Annotated in this window: 15 protein-coding genes and 1 pseudogene; 11 read left to right on the top strand and 5 right to left on the bottom strand. The window is 65.7% G+C overall.

The annotated features are described in order from the left end of the window. Position 1: 1 nt before the first annotated feature. Entirely contained in the window at positions 2 to 826 is an 825-nt protein-coding gene (gene ppgK / locus ACOQPQ_RS07340) for a polyphosphate--glucose phosphotransferase (RefSeq protein ID WP_420638788.1), read from the bottom strand. A gap of 188 nt (positions 827 to 1014) precedes the next feature. On the opposite strand from ppgK, the gene ACOQPQ_RS07335 reads away from it, so the two are divergent. The 3 genes from ACOQPQ_RS07335 to ACOQPQ_RS07325 all read left to right on the top strand — a co-directional run bounded on the left by ACOQPQ_RS07335 (position 1015) and on the right by ACOQPQ_RS07325 (position 4616). Next, positions 1015 to 2724: a thiamine pyrophosphate-binding protein gene (locus tag ACOQPQ_RS07335; RefSeq protein ID WP_420638787.1), complete on the top strand. Its 1710-nt coding sequence runs from the start codon at positions 1015 to 1017 to the stop codon at positions 2722 to 2724. Further along, positions 2721 to 3728 carry an LLM class flavin-dependent oxidoreductase gene (locus ACOQPQ_RS07330; RefSeq protein WP_420638786.1) on the top strand — a complete coding sequence of 336 codons (1008 nt, stop codon included), beginning with the start codon at positions 2721 to 2723 and terminating at the stop codon, positions 3726 to 3728. Before ACOQPQ_RS07335 ends, ACOQPQ_RS07330 begins: the two co-directional genes overlap by 4 nt. A gap of 102 nt (positions 3729 to 3830) precedes the next feature. Continuing rightward, on the top strand, positions 3831 to 4616 hold the full coding sequence (locus ACOQPQ_RS07325; RefSeq protein WP_420638785.1) for an SDR family NAD(P)-dependent oxidoreductase: 786 nt from the start codon (positions 3831 to 3833) through the stop codon (positions 4614 to 4616). 82 nt (positions 4617 to 4698) lie between these two features. On the opposite strand, the gene ACOQPQ_RS07320 is transcribed toward ACOQPQ_RS07325, so the two are convergent. Next, the gene (locus tag ACOQPQ_RS07320; RefSeq protein ID WP_420638784.1) at positions 4699 to 7110 is read right to left on the bottom strand and encodes a CaiB/BaiF CoA transferase family protein; all 2412 of its coding nucleotides are present in this window, start codon (positions 7108 to 7110) and stop codon (positions 4699 to 4701) included. 128 nt (positions 7111 to 7238) lie between these two features. Here ACOQPQ_RS07320 and ACOQPQ_RS07315 point away from each other — a divergent pair, with 128 nt between their 5' ends. The 6 genes from ACOQPQ_RS07315 to ACOQPQ_RS07290 all read left to right on the top strand — a co-directional run bounded on the left by ACOQPQ_RS07315 (position 7239) and on the right by ACOQPQ_RS07290 (position 12607). Beyond that, a complete protein-coding gene (locus tag ACOQPQ_RS07315) occupies positions 7239 to 7634 on the top strand; it encodes a nuclear transport factor 2 family protein (protein WP_420638783.1) in 396 nt (131 codons plus the stop codon). 180 nt (positions 7635 to 7814) lie between these two features. Further along, positions 7815 to 9083 carry an AAA family ATPase gene (locus ACOQPQ_RS07310; protein ID WP_420638782.1) on the top strand — a complete coding sequence of 423 codons (1269 nt, stop codon included), beginning with the start codon at positions 7815 to 7817 and terminating at the stop codon, positions 9081 to 9083. A gap of 11 nt (positions 9084 to 9094) precedes the next feature. Beyond that, positions 9095 to 9748: an RloB family protein gene (locus ACOQPQ_RS07305; RefSeq protein WP_420638781.1), complete on the top strand. Its 654-nt coding sequence runs from the start codon at positions 9095 to 9097 to the stop codon at positions 9746 to 9748. A 568-nt stretch (positions 9749 to 10316) separates the two neighbouring features. Next, positions 10317 to 10571, top strand: coding sequence for a type II toxin-antitoxin system RelB/DinJ family antitoxin (locus ACOQPQ_RS07300; protein ID WP_420638780.1), 255 nt, complete (start codon positions 10317 to 10319; stop codon positions 10569 to 10571). After that, positions 10538 to 10693 (top strand): type II toxin-antitoxin system YafQ family toxin, encoded by a 156-nt coding sequence (locus ACOQPQ_RS07295; protein ID WP_420638779.1) that lies wholly within the window; start codon positions 10538 to 10540, stop codon positions 10691 to 10693. The genes ACOQPQ_RS07300 and ACOQPQ_RS07295 overlap by 34 nt, the downstream gene beginning before the upstream one ends. Positions 10694 to 10921: 228 nt before the next feature. After that, complete coding sequence (locus ACOQPQ_RS07290; RefSeq protein ID WP_420638778.1) at positions 10922 to 12607, top strand: RNA-binding domain-containing protein; 1686 nt, start codon at positions 10922 to 10924, stop codon at positions 12605 to 12607. Here the strand turns inward: ACOQPQ_RS07290 and ACOQPQ_RS07285 are convergent. From ACOQPQ_RS07285 to ACOQPQ_RS07275, 3 genes are all read right to left on the bottom strand, one after another. Beyond that, positions 12588 to 13439, bottom strand: a complete 852-nt coding sequence (locus tag ACOQPQ_RS07285; RefSeq protein ID WP_420638777.1) for a DUF6159 family protein — start codon at positions 13437 to 13439, stop codon at positions 12588 to 12590. The genes ACOQPQ_RS07290 and ACOQPQ_RS07285 overlap by 20 nt on opposite strands. 65 nt (positions 13440 to 13504) lie before the next feature. Further along, complete coding sequence (locus ACOQPQ_RS07280; protein WP_420638776.1) at positions 13505 to 14608, bottom strand: hypothetical protein; 1104 nt, start codon at positions 14606 to 14608, stop codon at positions 13505 to 13507. Next, positions 14605 to 15132, bottom strand: a complete 528-nt coding sequence (locus ACOQPQ_RS07275) for a UGSC family (seleno)protein (protein ID WP_420638775.1) — start codon at positions 15130 to 15132, stop codon at positions 14605 to 14607. Before ACOQPQ_RS07275 ends, ACOQPQ_RS07280 begins: the two co-directional genes overlap by 4 nt. Before the next feature lie 106 nt (positions 15133 to 15238). Between ACOQPQ_RS07275 and ACOQPQ_RS07270 the strand changes: the two genes are divergently transcribed. Together ACOQPQ_RS07270 and ACOQPQ_RS07265 are read left to right on the top strand one after the other, a co-directional pair. Beyond that, on the top strand, positions 15239 to 16825 hold the full coding sequence (locus ACOQPQ_RS07270) for a PQQ-binding-like beta-propeller repeat protein (RefSeq protein WP_420638774.1): 1587 nt from the start codon (positions 15239 to 15241) through the stop codon (positions 16823 to 16825). A gap of 121 nt (positions 16826 to 16946) precedes the next feature. Continuing rightward, a pseudogene (locus ACOQPQ_RS07265) lies at positions 16947 to 18749 on the top strand (fibronectin type III domain-containing protein); the annotation flags it as partial.

Genomic DNA, 18749 nt, shown 5'->3' with positions numbered 1-18749 from the left:
ATCAGCCCGCCGAGCCGGGGCTGTCGGCCGCCGCCGGGTTTGCCGACGGGCCTGGGCCGTCGGCCGGCGCCGAGCTTGCCGACGGGCCTGCCGCCGAGGCCATGGCCGCGCCGACGATGCCGGCGTTGTTGCGCATCCGGGCGGGCAGTACCTCGGTGTCGAGTTCCAGCAGCGGCCCCCACTTCTCGAATCGCTTGCTGATGCCGCCCCCGAGGATGAACAAGCCGGGCGAGATGATCTTCTCCAGATGCTGCAGGTAATCCCGGACCCGGCCGGCCCACGTGGGCCAGTCCAAATCGTCGCGTTCTCGGGCCTTGGCCGACGACCACACTTCCACGTCGTCGGTGTGGCCCTGCAGATACATATGGCCGAACTCGGTGTTGGGCACCAGGGTGCCGTCCACGAACACCGAGCTGCCGATGCCGGTGCCGAAAGCGGTGAAGCACACCGTGCCCCCCCGACCGACCCCGGCACCGTGGTGCATCTCGGCGGTGCCCGCGGCATCGGCGTCGTTGATGATGGTGACCGGCGCCCCGATGCGGCTGCTGAGCAGCCCGGCGATGTCCACCCCGGCCCAGGAGTCGTCCAGATGGGCCACCCACTTGACGGTGCCCCCCACGATGGGCGCGGGGTAGGCACACCCCACCGGGCCGCTCCATCCAAACGATCCCACCAACTCGGCCACCACCTCGGCCACCTGCTCGGGGGTGCCCGGCTTGGGGGTGGGAATGCGGTTGCGGTCGCCGAGCAGCTCGCCGCTGGTCACATCCACCGGCGCGGCCTTCATGCCGGTGCCCCCGATGTCGATGCCGAATGCTGCGCTCATGGCCGCCCTCAATATTCCGGCAGGTGAACGTACCAGCGCACCGGCACCGTCGGGGAGTCGAGTAGCCGTGGCCCGTCGCTTCGGCGTGACCCTGGGCGCGGGCGACCTCCTTTTGACGTGGGTACGCGAACGCCCGCGTCGGTAACGCCCGGGCGCGGGGCCACCGGCCCGTTATCGTCGTGGGCACCATGGTCACAAGCGGCGGCACCCCAGCAGGGATCGGCATTGCCGAGGTACTGGCCGACGCCGGCATCACTCACGTGTTCGGCGTGCCCGGGGGTTACACCATCAAGGTGTTCGACGGGTTGCGGACGGTGGCCGACCGGGTCCGCAGCGTGCGGGCGGCCCATGAGCACCAGGCATCGGTGATGGCCGAGATGTACGGACGGCTCACCGGGCTTCCGGGGGTCTTCAGCGGGCAGGGCCCCTTCGTGGCATCTTCAGGCGGATTCGGGCTGATGGAAGGGCATGCATCGGGCACCCCCATGGTGGCGATCACCGACACCACTGACCACGGCATTCCTCAGCATGCCCCAACCCAGAGCACCACCGGCGACCACGGGTCGGTGGATGTGCCTCGCATCCTGTCGGCGATGACCAAGTACGTCGGCGTGGCCACCACCCCCAACGAGGCCGTCCACGCGGTGGAGCTGGCTGTCCACCACGCCACCTCGGGCCGGCCGGGTCCCGCCGCAGTGGTGCTGCGCCTCGACGCCATCTTCCGGCGTACAGACGAGTCTCGCCACCCCCGTCTGTACGGGCGCCCTCGGGTGGGGTCGGCGGCCCCTCCCCGGCCGGACGCGTCCGCGGTGCAAGCCCTGGCCGATGTGTTGGCCACCGCCCGGCGCCCGGTGATCGTGGCCGGCAACGGCGTCCACCAGGCCAGAGCCTATAAGCAGTTGGCGGCTCTGGCCCGGCGGGCGGCCACCCCGGTGGTGACCACGGCCAAGGCCCGCGGGGCGATCGCCGACGACCATCCCTGGGCTGGTGGGCCGCTCAGCCCGTTCGGATGGCAGGGTGCGTTCGAGCTGTTGGCCCGAGCCGACGCCGTGGTGGTGCTGGGATCGCGCTTGAACCCCCACGACACCCTGGTGGAGTCACCCACGTGGCTCGACGCCGACCACCGGCGACTCATCCAGGTGGATATTGAGGCCACCAACTTGGGGGTGAGCTTCCCCGTGGAATTGGGCATCTGTGCCGATCTGGGCGCGTTGCTGGACGAGTTGGTGCCCGCGGTGGGCGTGGACGAAGACCTGGCCGTCGACCGCTGGTCCGACCTGGCCGAGATCAAGGCCTCACGAGACGAGCCCGCGGTGCTGCACCAGTCGGCCCGCCCCGTACCGCCCCAGCGGGTGGTGCAGGTGGTCAACGAGGTCTGGCCGCCCGAGGGCCGCATCACTCTGGATGCGGGCAACAACCGTATTTTCGCCTTCCACCACCTCAACATTCGCACCCCCGGAAGGCTTCACCTTCCCGGCGGCCAACTGGGCATGGGTTGGGGCCCGCCCGCGGCGCTGGCCGCGGCCATGGTCCACCCCGGCGAGCGGGTGCTGTCGATCAGCGGGGACGGCGGATTCTTGATGTCGCTGCACAACCTGGCCACCGCGGTGGAACACGACCTGCAGGTCACGTTCTTGGTGCTCAACAACAGGCTGCTGGGCAACGTGTACGACTTCCAGGGCCCCGACCGCCGCTCCGCGGTGGACATCGGCGATCACGACTTCGCCGCCGTGGCCCGGTCGTTCGGCCTGGACGCCCACCGGGTGGACGACGACGGTGCCCTGGCCGAGGCCCTGGCCGAGTCGTCGGCTGCCGACGGACCGACCCTGATCGAGGTGGTCACCGACCCCGACCAGTCGTCGGATCTGGTGCGGGTCCGGGATTCAAGGTCGCCGTGAAGGTCACGCTCGAAGCCGAGATCAGCCCCGGCATGAGCACCGCCGAGGCGGTGGCGCTGGCCCGGTTGGCCGAGGAGGCCGGGTTCGCCCGCCTCGGCATCTCCGACGTGGTGTTCTGGCCCGACTGCTTCATGGTCCAGGCCCTTTGCGCCCAGGCCACCAACAGGATCGCCATCGGGGCCATGGTCACCAACTCCTACACCCGCCATCCGGTGGTGCTGGCCGGGGCCTTGGCCACGCTGGACGACATCGCTCCCGGCCGGGCGTTCTGCGGCCTCGGCGTGGGGGCCGGGCTCGAGCCGCTGGGCATCGACTACCCGTCGCCGGTGGCCACCCTCCGCCGGGCGGTGGCCGACATCCGTACCCTGTTGACCGGCGAAGCGGTGGGCGGCGAGCGGCTCGTTCGCCCGCCCGACCACCCGGTGCCCATCTCCATCGGCACCCGCAGCCCCCAGGTGATGCGCCTGGCCGGCGAGGTGGCCGACATGGCCCTGGTGGGCGGTCGTTTCTTGTCGGCCGATCTGGCCCGCACGTACCGCCACTGGCTGGCCGAAGGCGCGGCCCGAGTCGGGCGCACCCTGGACGACTTCGAGATCGCCCCCCGCCTCACGCTGTGCTGTTCGGAAGACGGCGACCGGGCCCGGCGCAGCGTCAAGCGTTACGCCGCCCATTATCTGAACATCATCCGCCCGCCCGACCTCGATGTGGACCCCGACCTCATGGCCGCCGTCGAGACCGCCTTGGCCCGCAGCCGCGGCTGGTACTTCGACCACCACCGCCACGACGACCCCGCCCTCGACAGCCTCATCGACGACCGCCTGGTGCAGGCCTTCACCATCGTGGGTACCCCCGACGAGTGCGCCCAACAGCTCGGCGCCGTGCTGGACATGGGATTCACCAGCGCCAGCTTGAACTTGGCCGCCACCGACCGCCCTACCGCGGCCGAGGGGTTGGCGGAGACGATCACCAGTTTTGCCCCGGTGGTGGGCTCGCTCGCCGGGTAGGAGTCTGGTGCTGCCCGAGGCTTCGGGTGGGGGGAGCCGGTAGAGTCTCGGCGGACGCCACGGGATTCCGACAAGGGGATTTCGACCACAGGGAGGTCAGTGATGGGCAGATTGGACGGCAAGGTTGCGTTGGTGACCGGTGGCGGGGGCGGGCTGGGCACGGCCATCAGCACGCTGTTCGCCTCAGAGGGCGCCCAGGTGGTGGTGCAGGATCTGAACGAGGCCGCCGCCGCGGCCACCGCCGAGTTGGTGGCGGCCAATGGCGGTGAGGCCATGAGCGTGGCGTGTGACGTGTCCGACAGCAAGGCCATCGAGGCCATGTTCGCCGACATCGACGCCCGTTTCGGGCCGGTGACGGTGTTGGTGAACAATGCCGGGGTGGACCGCACCCCCGGTGACGGCTCCGGTGAGGGCAACACCGTCAACGAGCGGCAGGTTGTCGACATGAGTGACGACGGGTGGCAGCGGATGCTCGACATCCACCTCAACGGTGCCTTCTACTGCACCCGGGCCATGCTGGCCCGGCTGTTGGGGACAGGCATCAAGGGTTCCATCGTCAACATGTCGTCCATCGCCGGCCTCGCCGGTTGGGGGCCGATTCACTACGCCACCGCCAAGGCCGGGCTGTTGGGCTTCACCCGGGCCATGGCCCGCTTCTCGTCGGCGGCAGGTATCCGCACCAACGCGGTGTGCCCCGGTGTGATCGACACCCCGATGACCCAGTCCATCGGTCAGGACATGGTCGAGGGCCTGAAGATGCTCACCCCGGCCGGTCGGGTCGGCACCCCCGACGACATCGCCCACGCCGCCCTCTACCTGGCCTCCGACGAGAGCGACTTCGTCACCGGCGAGTACATCACCCCCAACGGCGGCCTCGTCATCGGCTGACCCCACCAGGGTTCCGTCATGGCTTAGGGCAGGGGACAGCCACGCCAAACAACCGACGTCGGGTTGCCCAACGCCGAGTGGGTTAGGTGTCGAGGGGGATTTCGAGGGCGCCGAGGGTGATGAGGCGGGTGACTTCTTCGGGGGGGATGCCGAGGTCTTGTTCGCAGATTTCTCGGGTGTGTTCGCCGAGTAGGGGGGCGGGGGCGATTGGGGGGGTGGGCATCTCGCTGCCGTAGAAGCAGGGGCCCTCGAGGATGAGGGTGCCGGCACCGGGTTGGTCCACTTCCACCTGGAAGCCGCGGGCGGCGAGCTGGGGGTCGGTGAGGTGGTCCAGGGCGGTGAGCATGGCGGCACCGGGGACTCCCTCGGCCTGGCAGGCCTCTTGGGTCTCTTGGGGGGACAGTCCGGCGGTCCAGCGGGCCACCCCTGCGTTGATGGCCACCCGGTCGGCCAGGCGTCCGGCGGCGGTGTCCCACCGTGGCTCATCGGCCCAAGCCGGGTTGCCCATGGCCTGCTTGATGGCCACCCAGTCGGCGTCGTGGCGCACGCAGATCACGCACCACTGCTGCTCCCCGGCGCACTGGAACACCCCCCAGGGCGCTCCCTGGTCGGAGTCGTTGCCCACGGGCTGCACCGAACCGGGGCGCAGCGACTCGGCCATGAACAGATCGCCCAGGGTGTTGACCAGGGCCTCGGCCTGGCTGATCTCGGCGTGGGCCCCTGCTCCCCGCTCATCCCGGCCCAACAGGGCGGCCAGCGCCCCGAGGGCGCACAGTCGTCCGGCCAGGTGGTCGGGGTGGATGGCGTTGGACCCCGGCGGGGGGTCGCCGTCGGTGAAGTTCCACAGATACTTGATGCCGCCCACCGTCTGAATGGTGGGCCCGTAGCCGATCCAGTCGGCGTAGGCCCCGGTGGAGCCCATGAGCTGGCTGCTGGCCATGCAGACGTTCGGGTTCAGCTCCTTGAGCGTCTCGTAGCCCACGCCCATGGCGTCCATGGTGCCGGTGGAGTTGTTCTCGATCACGATGTCGGCGGTCTTCACCAGCTCCTTGAGCACGGCCAGCCCCTCGGGAATCTTGGAGTTCACCCCGAAGCTGCGCTTGGTGCGGCTGGACGAGGCGAACGACGGGGTCATCTCGGTGCCGGTCACCAGTCGCATGAAGTCGGGATAGGTGCGGGTCTCGATCTTGATGACGTCGGCCCCGTACTCGGCCAGCATCCGCCCGCCCTCCACGCCCACCCCGCCGTGACCGAAGTCGAGCACCCGCAACCCGGCCAGGGGTTGGGCCTCAGGCCCCGCGCCGGTTGCGGCCTCGGAGGCCGGGGGGCCGGCGGGGGAGCCGGGGGCGGTCTCGCCGGCCACATCGGCATCGTGTTGGCCCACCGCGGGGGCGGGGAAGCGGAAGCCCTGGCGGTGGCGGTTGATCTCCATGAACCCCGACGCCACCGACGCCGAAGCACCGGCAGCCACCTCCACGGGCACGAACGTGTCGCGGGACACGTAGTGCTCGTTCACCAGGATGTCCGACGGCTTCAGCATGGGGGTGACCACCACGCCCCGGCGCTGGGCCTCCGCCGCGGCCTCCTCCATGCCCATGGTGGCGAAGTGCTCGGCGATCACCGGGTTGAGCACGTCGCCGTTCATCATGCGGGTGAGGGCCTGGCTCCACATCTCGTCGGCGAACGCCTCGGGGCGGCCCAGCCACTCCCACATGGCGTACCACTGGCGGGGGCTCAGGATCACCATGGTGATGAAGCCGTCGGCCGTCTCGAACAGGGGGTAGACCACGGTGGTGCCCGACCGCACGATGGGGGGGTCGAGCCCGGCGTCCAGGGTGGGCCGCATGTTGGCGAGCTGCCAGGTGTTGAGCTGGATGGCGGCCTCCAACGCCGACAGGTCGAGGTGCTGGCCCCGCCCGGTGCGGCGTCGGGCCACCAGGCCGATGAGCACGGCCAGCGCCCCCACCACCCCGGCGGCGTCGTAGGCGAACGCACCGGGTATGAGCAGCGGCGGCTTCTCGGGGATGCCGGAGGCGGCCAGGTGCCCGCTCATGGCCTGGATCACCTCGTCGGTGGCCTCGAACCGGGCGTAGGGCCCCTCCTGGCCGAAGTCGGTGACCGACAGCACCACCAGGTGGGGGAACCGGTCGGACACCGCTCGGGGATCGAGCCCGAAGGGGGCCAGCGATCCCGGCTTGGACGACTCGATCCACACGTCGGCACCCGCCAGTAGCTCCTGCAGGCGGGCCTGGCCCTCGGCGGTGGCCACGTCGACGGTGATGCCCCGCTTGTTGAAGTTGCGGAAGGCGAAGTAAAGGCTGGTGTCGCCGTCGGGGGCGAACGGGGGCAGGCGGCGGGAGGCGGCCCCGCCGGGCGGCTCCACCCGGATCACGTCGGCGCCGAAATCGGCCAGCAGCCGCCCGGCCAGCTCGCCCTTGACGTCGGCCGAGTCGATGACCCGCAAGCCCTTCAGCGGCAATTCATTGGCAGACACGACCGGCACCCTACCGCCACGGAGTGACAGGTCACGAAAGGACGTGGCCCCCGCCAGGATCGGGCCGGGGACACCAGCCGGAGGCCGAGCGCGTGGTCAAGAACGGCGAAACGTGGTCAACTGGGGCCATGAGCGCTCCCGACAATCAGGCAATCCTCCGGTCGGTGTTCGACGCCATGGGCGACGCCGACGCCGTGGTGGCCCACTACACCGACGACTACGTGATGGAACTGCCCTACGCCCATCCCGACGGACCCGACCGCACCGAGGGCAAAGAGGCGGTTCGGGAGCGGCTGGTGGGGGCCTTCAAAGTGTTGCGATTCACCCTGCACCTGACGGACGTCCACCCCTGCGTCGATCCCGACCTGCTCATCGCCGAGTACACCAGCGAAGGTGAGGTGATCCCCACCGGGCGCCGATACGCCAACCGCTACATCGGACTGTGGCGGTTCCGCGACGGCAAAGTGTGCTTCACACGGGAGTACTTCAACCCCGACCTGGCCCGGGCCGCACTGTCAGAGTAGGGGCCACCTCCGCCGGGGTCGCCGCCCCGAACCCGCCGAGTCTTGACTCGCCCCCCATGCTCGTCAACGCGGTGGTGCAGCAGCACTTTACTGTCGCCCTGCTGCAAACAAACTGACTATTTCAGCGTAAACTTGCAAAATCGCTGCTTTGCATGCAGAATATAACCCCAAGGAGGCATCATGCTTCTGCGCTTCTCAGTGGCCAACCACCGCTCGATCCTGGATCCCGTGGAACTCTCCTTGATCGCAGTGGACGAAGATCGCCCGGCGACCCGGGCATTCGATCGACTGTCCCAGCGAGTCTTGCCGGTTGCCGGGATCTTTGGTCCCAATGCCTCAGGCAAGTCGAACGTGCTCGATGCCGTAGCCTGGCTGGCCACGGCGGTGGGCACCTCGTTGTGGCTTTGGACCGACACTATACCGCGAGACCCTCACCGATTTGCCGGTGGCCAAGGCATGCCCACCGAGTTCGACCTTGATCTGATGGCTGAGGGCGTCAGGTACAACTACCAATTGAAGCTAGATGACACCGCTGTCCTGTCGGAAAGCCTTCACAGCTATCCGGAGAGACGACCGCGGCAACTCTTCACGCGAGTGGGTAGGGATTGCAAGTTTCGCCGAGGAGTTCAATCTGTTGGGGGAATTCAAGAACTTCTCACTCCGACGACGCTGGTCTTGTCAGCGGCAATGCGCCTCAGAGAACCCACGATTGCCCCTGCCGCCAGAAAGCTCACAGAGATGAGTGCTATCTGGCGGCAACTCAAGGGGCGAACCGGGCCGTTGTTGTCGAATGCCCTGTCCCCTCTGGCGCTTACTGGACAGTCAACAATTCGCCTGTTCGAGGAACTACAAGGAGCTTCTGAGGGATTGCCATTTGTGGTGAATGACTTTCGACCACAACCACTAGAATTGCTCCGACTTGCTGATCCAAGCATTAGCAATGTCAAAGTCTCCTCGAGTAGCGACCCTGAAGAGAGCATGCGTCGGCTGGAACTCTTCTTTGTACGCAAAGATGGTCCTGATGATGCTCTGCTCAATTTTCTCGAGGAGTCTCTTGGCACACAGAGATGGTTTCAAACGATTGGCCCAGTTGTTGATGCACTGGAAGGTGGCAAGACAATGCTCATAGATGAATTAGATGCAAGTCTACACCCAAAGCTCTCTTCACGTTTGGTTGAGCTATTCCAAGATCCTACAACGAATCCACACAATGCCCAACTCATTTTCACTAGTCACGACATGCATCTCTTGAGCCAGTTGAATCGCGATGAAATCTGGCTAACGGAAAAGTCTCAGGATCTGAAAACCAAATTGGTGGGTCTGGCAGAGTACAAGGGGGAGAGGGTTCGAAAGTCACTAAATCTGGAGCGAGCATATCTCCAAGGTCGATTTGGTGCCGTACCGGACATAGACCATCATGATGTAAGCCGAGCCCTTGGTCTCGTGTAGGGTCCATTGCTGTGGCCAAGGGAAAGAAGGGTCGTGGACTAAACAGGCGATCCGCCTATCGTACAGAAAAGAGAATGTTTCACATCTACACCGAGGGCGAGCGAACCGAAAAGGATTATATTAGACTACTAAAGCAGATTGATAGAGTATCAGAGTCAGCAGTGTTGAGGCTCAAGGCAAGTGTTCCGCAGCCCCTGAGGCTGGTCCAGCGTGCTGCAAGAGATCTAGAGAGGTTGGACCGTGATGAAGCACGAGATCAGGTGTGGTGTATCTTCGATGTCGAAAGTTCCAATGAGCCCAATGAGCCCAATAAGTGCAAGAACCTCTTGGAAGCTAGAAACTTGGCACGCAAAAATGGGATAAAGGTAGCTACTTCAAATCCATGCTTTGAGTTATGGTTGGTGCTCCACTTTCAGGACCATACAAAGCCTGTCTCAACAAGTGATATCCAGAAAGTGCGGCACGGGTGCGATGGTAGTACTGGGAAAGAGGTTAACGCGGCACAGTACATGGATGTCCAGAGGATGGATGAGGCAGTTGCTCGGGCCAAGAGGCTGCAGGAGAGACACAGAAGAGAACAGAGGCCCTTCCCAGATGACAATCCCTCTTCTGGCATGTACCTGTTTCTCGAGGCGATTGGTTACCAGGGTGAGCCCAAGGCATGAGGCTCCCGTCAGTTCATGGCCATATGCTCCCAAGGGAGGGGGCCACTGTTGCTTTCAGACTCTGTCCTTCGGAAGAAGAAGCTGACTCCGGGTTCACGCTCGAAGATGCCCGAGCCGGAGAGGCTGGTGCCGCGTACCCGATGGGGCGCTACACCTGGCCGGAGTTGCGCGAGCTGATGCACGGGGGTCCGGTGGCAATCCCTGTTTCGGGTGGAGACTGAGGGCCAGCAAGGTCGGGTCTCGGGGCCGTCCACGCGGAGGGAAAATGGGTACGGCCGGGGCTCAGTTATGCGCGTTGCGCATAGTTATGCGCGTTTTCGCAAAACTTTTCACACGCGCATAACGTGCCGCGCATAACTTGGGGCCAGGTGGTGGGCGACGCATCGGTCGACCACCACCACGGCCCGGCTCGATCTCGACGCTGGTCTCCTTGCGGACGCCGACGGCCCCACCGCAACCTGGGGCTTGGCGGAGGCCATCTCCAGATTGGTCCCGGTAGTGGCCTCGCTCTCCGGTCCTGCCGTCGCCCGAGTGGGGAACAGATAGGGTTGCGGCAGGAGGTGCGCTCGTGGCCAAGACAGAAATGATTCGAGCACGGGTTGAACCGGAATTGAAGCGGGAGGCTGAAGAGGTGCTGGGCAAGCTCGGCATGTCCGCGACAGAGGCGATCACCTTGTTCTATGCGCAGGTGGCCATGCGGCAAGGACTGCCGTTTGACGTGAGGATTCCCAACACCGAAACCGTCGAGGCCCTGCAGCAGGCCCACGCTGGAACCAATCTGGTGGAGCATTGCACGCTGGAAGATCTGAAGGCCCGGGCGTAGACGCCTGCGGGTCTCTCGGCTGGGAATGCCACATCGAGCCGGATCGGCTGCTGATCTGGGCACACCAAGAAGACGCGCTCACGTTGGTGAGAATCGGGACGCACGCCGACCTGTTCGGTTAGGAGTCTGCGGCTTGGCGGCTCTACGCGACCAAGCCCATCCCCGAAAGGGCACGCTAGACCTGGTCCGGGCCGCAGCGTCCCCATGGGGCGGGGTTGGAGGGGTTGCAGGTCCGTCCCTGCGGTGGTGGAGCGGGTCCGGACGGGCCCCACTTATGCGCGTTGCGCATAGTTATGCATGTTTTCGCAAAACTTTTCTGACGCGCATAACTCCATACGTATAATGGGGGGATGGATCACGACGAGCTCAGAGCCGCTCTCCGCGGCGGTGAGACCTTCACCGTGGAGTTCAAGCGAGACCCACTCAACGATGCGGAGTTGGTCGAGGCCGTCGTGTGCTTGGCGAACGGGGATGGGGGCACGCTGATCATTGGGGTCGATGACGACGGGAGGGTGCTCGGTGCGAAACACCGACACGGCACGTCGACTCACCCGAACCGCCTGGATGCCCTGATCGCCAACCGGACCCAGCCACCGGTGACGGCTCGTAGTTCCGTGGAGGAGATCGATGAGCAGCAGGTCATCGTGGTGACCGTGCCCGCCGCCGACACCGTGGTGGCCACGACGGACGGAAAGTACCTTCGACGGGCCATCAACGTCAATGGCCGCCCGGAGTGTCTACCCATGGCACCGAATGACGTGCTGTCCCGCGCCGGCGCGATTGGTGCCAAAGACTACTCAGGCATTGCCATACCTGAACTCGCCGTTGAAGATCTGGCGGTAGCCGAACTGGAGCAATTTCGTGACATGGTGAGGGCTGGCGGTGACCACAGCTTGCTCAGGCTTTCTGATGTCGAACTTCTGCGAGCACTCAACCTGTTGACTCCCAGTGGGGATATTACCCTTGGTGCAATTCTGCTATTTGGGTCACCCACCATGATTCATCACTATGTTCCAACTCATGAAGTTAGGTTTCGTGTGCTTGAGGGATCGGAAGTTCGTGTCAATGAAGGGGGGTACACCCCACTGTTTCGAGCAATGCAGCAGTTGGTAGACCGAGTCAAGGTGAGGAATCAAGAAGAGGAAATTGATCTCGGTATCTTGAGGGTTTCGTTGCCACAGTATGCTGATGTTACGACGCGAGAGTTGATAGCCAATGCCCTCGTCCATCGCGACTATGCCGCCATGGGAGCAACTCAGGTGGAGATCACTCCTGAAGCCTTGAGAGTATCCAATCCAGGAGGATTTCCGAGCGGAGTCAGATTGTCCAACCTGCTCACCACACCACCTCTGCCGCGCAATCCGCTGTTGGCAGAGGCATTCACTCGCGCCGGTCTGGTAGAACGGACGGGCCGAGGCATCAACAGAGCATTCGAGAGCCAGCTTTCCTTGGGGAGACCTGCACCTGACTACAGCCAGACCGTACCCAACACAGTCATTGTACGTGTGCATTCAGGAGCAGCGGACAAGGGTCTTGCTGCCTTCATCGCCGAAGCCCACCAGAGTGGCCACAGATTCGACTATCAGCATCTCTTGGCCCTCCACGAAATCCGCCAAGAACGTCGCATCACCAGTGACAGGGCAGCGGAACTCTTTCAGGTCGGAGTTGCCGATGCGAGAAATGTTTTGAACCGATTGGTGGAATTGGGATGGGTGGAGTCACGAGGAGAGCGAAAAGGGCGCACCTACCATTTGTCAGCGGCTGTGTACGACAGGTTGGGGGAGTCAATCCAATACCTGCGTACCCGCGGATTCGATGACATCCAGCAGGAGCAAATGGTTTTCAGTTATCTGGAGAGATTTGATTCCATTTCACGCCATCAAGCCGCTGAGCTGTGCCACATCAGTCCTGACCAAGCCAGCCGACTGCTCCGTAGCCTGCGCGATGAGGGAAGGCTCGTATTGGTCGGTTCCAAGCGCGGTGCGCGCTATGTGCTCCCCGATGTGGAGCCCCGGGTTAGAAGCGGGGGGATTTGAAGCGGGACATTAGGGGGCCTTGGGAGCGTTCGTGGAAGGCGTCGTTGATGCCGGAGGTCTCGAAGCCCATGGGGATTTGGCCGGTGGTGGCGTAGAGGTAGAGGGCCATTTGGAAGATGGCGGTGAGCGTGCTCATAACCACGGCCACCAGGGCGATCCAGGCCACGCCCACGGCGATCCCCACAACGGCGGCCACCGATCCGGCCGACGCCCCGATCACGGCGATGAGGATGCCGGGGATGGCGACCAGCAGTCCGATGAAGCCGAACCCCACCTGGGCGATGAGGTTCTCCCCCCACGTGGTGCGCAGCAGCTCCCCCGACCGGCTCACCGACCGGAACGGTCCGGTCTGCTCCACCACCAGGATCGGCACCACCAAGAAGGTGAGCACCCCCCAGGCCATGTCCAACAAGCTGCCCAGGATGCGGGCCACGATGTTGTCGGAACTCTGGATGGCCCGCAGCACCAACCCCACGGTCAACGCCAGAATCGCCCAGGGCACGATCACGTGCAACCGGGCAAAGGCCCCCTTGATGGCGCTCGAAATGGTGGGGTCGCCCCCGCTGAACCGTTCCCGGGCACCCGAGACCACCGCGGCGTTGAAGAAGATGGAGATCACGGTGATGGCGAACAAGATGATGATGCCGCCGATCCACATCATGGGCTCGCTGCCCGCGCTGCTGCCCCCGTCGTCGATGCCGTCGGAGGACAACCACATGGGGATGCCCACCGCCGCGATCACCACCAGGGAGGCCAGAGCCCCCAAAACCGGCAGGACGGCCAGCTCTCGATCGTGTTGCAGGACCTTCCAGGATGCTCTGGCGGTCTCCAATGTGCGGCGAAATCTACCCATAGGCGGCAACGCTACCAGCGAGGGCGACCACTTGTGGGCAAATCTCAGGAGACCGCAGCCGCCACCCCAGGCACCTCGCAGGCCTGGTCCAAGTCGATCTCCACGGTCACGTGGCCGTTGCCGTGGGGTCCTGCCCCCCAGGAGGGCATGACTGCGGAGTACAGACCGGTGCCCCCGGCCACCAGGATCAACAGGGCCTCCGGGCCGGACACCGCGGCCACCACGGCCTCGGCGTCGGCCCCTTGGTCACGCTGTTCTCGGTTGATGCCCGAACCCCTCGACCGCACGGTGGCCAGCTCGGCCCACGTGCGAACGGCCCGCTCACACAGCACCAGGGCCACCGCAGCCCGGTCGTAGCCCACGTCGGCCAAGGCCACGGCGTGATCGGGATTGAGCACCACCACCTGGGTACCCCGAGCGAAGTGGGTGTTGTTGGCCCCCAGCCCCGACAGCGAAGCGGCCAACACGTTCAAGAGATGGTCGGCGTACACCTCCGGGTCGTCATCCGGGAAACACAACACCGAGTGCGGCCCCTCGGTGCAGGCCACCGTCACCGCGCTCTGATCGGCCCCGAAGCCCAACGAGGTGTGCAGCGGGGGCCAGGGGCTGGACTCCTCGTCCTCCCCCAAACAGAACGTGAACTTGCCGGGATGGCCGAGCAGGGCCATGTCGGAGGTGCCGGGCCGCCCCCCGCCGATGTTGATCATGGCCAGCCGCACGGCCCGACCAATGGAAGCGTTGGCCCGGTGGCCGGGACCCAGCGCCCCGAACCCCACGGCCAGCCCGCAGGCCCCCACCGCCGGGCCGTTCACCACCACCAGCGGGCCCAGGTTGTGGGTGGTGGACTGCACCTCGGTCATGTCCAAACGGGGATCGCACACCGCCCGCACCGCAGCCACCACCACCGGGAAATGGTCGGGCAGACAACCGGCCATCACCGCGGCCACGGCGGCCTTCTCCACGGTGGCCTCGCCCAGGTTGGGGCCGAGCCGCCCCAGCGACCGGTCGCCGTCGAGGCCCGAGGCCAGCACCATCCGCTCCACCCGAGCGGGGGTGGGCACCACCACCGGCAGCCCGTCGGTGCAGCCGGCCTCGTGGAGCTGTTCGAGGGCGGCCTCCTCGGAGGCGGCGGCCAGCCGACGGCTCATCCGGTGGCGCCCAGGGCCCGGAACACCTCGTCGGCAATGTCGTCGGCCACCATCTTCATGGCCTTGGCCCCGGTGCCGGCCACCGGATGGGGGAGCAGCACCCGGGGGATGTCGGGCATGCCCGCGGCCCGGGCCACGTAGTCGCCCTGAGGGGAGAACTTGGTGGTCACCAGGGCCACCGCCGGTGTATGGCGGCGGGCGGCGGCGATGGCGTCACGCACGGTGCCGCTGGTACAGCTCCCTCAATGGCCGTAGGCGGCCACCACGGCGTCGCAGCCGTCGGTGATCTCGCCCATGAGCCGGTCGTCGGCGATCATCGAGGCGTTGCCCTTGTTCCAGGCCCGCACCTGCACGTCGGGGCGCACCCGGCGCAGGCTCTCGCCCACGGCGTCGAGGAAGGGCACCGAGTCGGGAAAGCCGTTGGCCAGAAGCCCGATGGTGAGGGCACCACCCCCCGCCGACAGCTCGTAAGGGGTCTCTCGCTCGGCCGGTTCGGCCCGTGGGTCCAAGTATTCGATGGCCATGGCTCTACGGTAGTACGAGTGCGGGCGTGGAGGGCGTGGTGACGGGGACGGCGGCGGTGGCGGCGGCCGCCGGTATCGCGGCGGCGGTCGACGTGAGGATGCGGTAGTGCGCGTGCGGGCGTGGAGGGCGTGGGCCGGGCTGGCGGTGGTGGCGGCGGCCGTCGGCATTGCCGCGGTGGTGGCCGACGGGGAGCTGTTCGACACCGACGAGCCCGAGCTGATCACCTCGGCCATCCCCATGCCGCTCACGCCCACCCCCGACACCACCCCGACCCCGGCCCCCACGCCCGCGACTCCGACGGCAACCACGCCGCCGCCGGCCTCCGAAACAACCGAACCCACCGCCACGCCCTATCCGGGGTGGGTGGACCCGGCCTCCGAGGGCAAGCCCCACGGCTCGGTTCCCGGCCTGCTCACCTTTCGGGGCAACCCCACCCGCACCTTCTACGGCACCGGCCCCGTCCCCCAGTCCCCGGAGGTGCTCTGGCGGTTCACCGGCAGCCCCGAGCGGGACCTGTGCTCGCTCACCTCGTGGGCGGGGGGCACCACCCTGTGGTGCGGCAGCGGCTGGACCGGCCAACCGGCGGTGGTGGAGTGGGACGAGCGCACCTGGGTGGTGGTGGGCACCTTCGCCCCGGCGGTACATTTCCTGGACGCGGCCACCGGCGAGCCCCTGCTCGGCGAGTTCCTGGTGGGCGACCTCATCAAGGGGTCGGTCACGGTCGACCCCGACGGCTACCCCCTGGCCTACTTCGGCTCGCGTGACGACTACTTCCGCATCATCGCCTTCGACCGAGACCAACCCGAAGAGCTGTGGTCGCTGCACGCCTACGACGTGGCGCCGGTGCTGTGGAACAACGACTGGGACGGGGCCGCCCTGGTGCTGGACGACTACCTGTTCCAGGGCGGGGAGAACAGCCACCTGCACATCGTCAAGCTGAACCGCGGCTACGGCCCCGACGGCCGGGTGACCGTGGACCCCGAACTGGTGTTCACCGCTCCGGGCTGGGACGAGGAGCTGCTGAGCGTCCTGGGCGACAACAACGTGTCGATCGAAACGGGCATCACCGTGGTGGGCGACACCCTGTACTTCGCCAACTCCGGGGGCCTGGTGCAGGGGTGGGACATCGCCGGGCTGGCCGACGGCCGAGACCCCGAGCGGGTGTTCCGCTACTGGGCGGGCGACGACGTGGACGCCACCGTGGTGGCCGACGCCGCCGGCCACCTGTACGTGGGGGTGGAGTACGAGCGGGGCACCGCCCGCAGCCAGGCCCAGGGCCAGGTGCTCAGGCTCGACCCCAGCGCCGACGATCCCCTGGTGTGGGGCGCCGACCTCCGCAACGCGGCGGTGGACGGCGTGTGGGCCACCCCGGCGCTCACCGACGAGATGGTGTACGTGCCCACCAACGCGGGATTCCTCTACGGGCTGCGCCGCGACACCGGTGAGGTGGTGTGGTCGAAGCGGCTGGCGGGCCCGGTGTGGTCGTCGCCGGTGGTGATCGACGGGGTGCTCATCCAGGGCGACTGCGCCGGGGTGATCCGGGCCTACGACGTGTCCCTGCCGTGGGTGGACCCCCCGGAGCTGTGGCGGGTGACGCTGGACGGCTGCGTGGAATCCACCCCGGCGGTGTGGAACGGGGTGATCTACGTGGGGGCCCGCGACGGCGGCTTCTACGCCATCGGCGACCGCTGAGCCGCCACCTCGCCGGGCAGCGGCTACGACCGATGCGCAAGAGGAGACGCAAGAAGCACCGACGCGGCCGGCAGCGGAAATCCCGACTTGGGGTGACAGGGGCTGTTATGGTGCCCCGTTGATGGGTGTTCCCCAGAGTCGGTTGCCCGCGACTCCGCGGCTGGCCACACCGGGGCACGCCGCGGCCGGACCCGGCCCGTGGGGGGCGCGGCTGAAGTCGTGGTTGAGCCTCGGGCTGGCCATCGCCCTGCTGGGCGCAGTGCTGACGTTGGTGCCAGTCAAGGTGGCGGAGGCCGGCTTGAGCAACCTGCGGCTGAGCGCCGGGCGGGAACGCGAGGGTGGTAGTGATCCACACCGTGGATGGCTCAACCTTTCGCTTCGGTGGGACTGGAACAGGAATACCGGCATCAACAAAATGGAAAGCAAGATCACGCCCATCGGCGATGATTGCGTGGGTTCAGGCTGGGGGGGCGTCAAGAAATCAGACATCTTGAGGGAGTCCCTCAAGGCGTTGTGGTCTCCGGGCTGTGGCGACAACACGGGCTGGGACGAACTGAGAGAAAACCAAGAGTACGAGATGAGGCTGCGGCACAAAGGTGCCGGCATAGGCGACAAGTGGCAGTACACCAGCAAGCCGCGCGCCACCACCGGCTACCGCATGAACAGCGCGCCGAAGATGCTCACCTACGAAGGCAACAAGACACACAAGGCAAGCTCCACTTCGTTCACTGTCAAGTGGGAACGCGGCACAAAGGGGGATACGGGGGCAGACTATTCCGGTTATCTGGACAGATATGAATACCGTTACAAGAAAACAAGTTCTTCCTCCTGGAGTAGCTGGAAGGACAATGGTCTCACCACCACGGCCCAGATCACTGGGCTGACAAAGAGAACCTCCTACCAATTTCAGGTCCGGGGTCGCAATGGAAGTGGCGGTGGCCACATCACAACCCTCAGCAATATCGATACGATCCCGCCGGAACCCAATCCGCCGACCAATTTGAGAGGGTTTCGCGGCGATGGGCTCATTGAGATTCGTTGGCAAGCGCCCTCAGGAACTGACGACAGCGGCGGTGAAGTAGAACGGTATGAGTACCGGTACAAGCTCCAAGGTGAAAATGACACTGCCTACAGCAGTTGGGTCATCATCCCGGGAGGGGGGGGTATCCGATCGGTCGACATCACCGGGCTGGGAGACGTAAGTAGCAAGGTCTACACTGTGCAGTTGCGGGCATGGAATACCGCCGGCCACGGAAGCCCGGCGAGTGTAGACGTCTCGACGGCGCCTCCAGACCCACCGACCAAGACACCGGTGTTGAAGCTCGACGGCAGCATCCCCACCGACAAGGAGGCGACGGTCCATCTGACCTGGGCCGATACCGGGGAAAACGTGAGGGAGTGGGAATACCGTTTGCAGTGGTACAGACGCAATGGTTGTTGTGACAGTGCAGGGTGGTTTGATTTGAAGGCCACTAGACATGTAGACGAGAACGCCAAAGTGACTTGGAAGGCGACCATCCATTCCGATGCTTCCAAGGGTCCCGATCTGGTGGCCTCCGGTCGTGACTACGGATTCGGCGTACGACCCAAGGGTGCCACAGGTCTCGTTCCCCATTATGACTTTTGGGCTCCCCATGCGTTCAAGGCCAATATGGACGCCTCCTTGGTGTCCGTGGGTACGAAAACCGAGACCAGTGTCCAGCTCAATTGGACTTTGCCCGAGGCGGACGAGGCCAAGAAGATCACCAGATTCTGGGAGGTTTTTTCGGGGCGCTATCGCAAAACAGGCTCCAGTTCGTGGGAGGGCTGTGGTGGCGGCGAGAAGTGGTGTGAATGGCGCGGAAGCACCCGCTCCCATACGTGGACGGGGTTGGACCCGAGGAGCATCTACGAATTCGAGTTGCGGGCGTCCAACGGCCACGGA

Origin of the sequence: Candidatus Poriferisocius sp. (genome assembly GCF_965219775.1) — a bacterium.
In the GTDB taxonomy this organism is placed as follows: domain Bacteria; phylum Actinomycetota; class Acidimicrobiia; order Acidimicrobiales; family Bin134; genus Poriferisocius.
The sequence above is the reverse complement of the archived record's forward strand: the minus strand, read 5'-3'. Positions and strand labels throughout refer to the sequence as shown.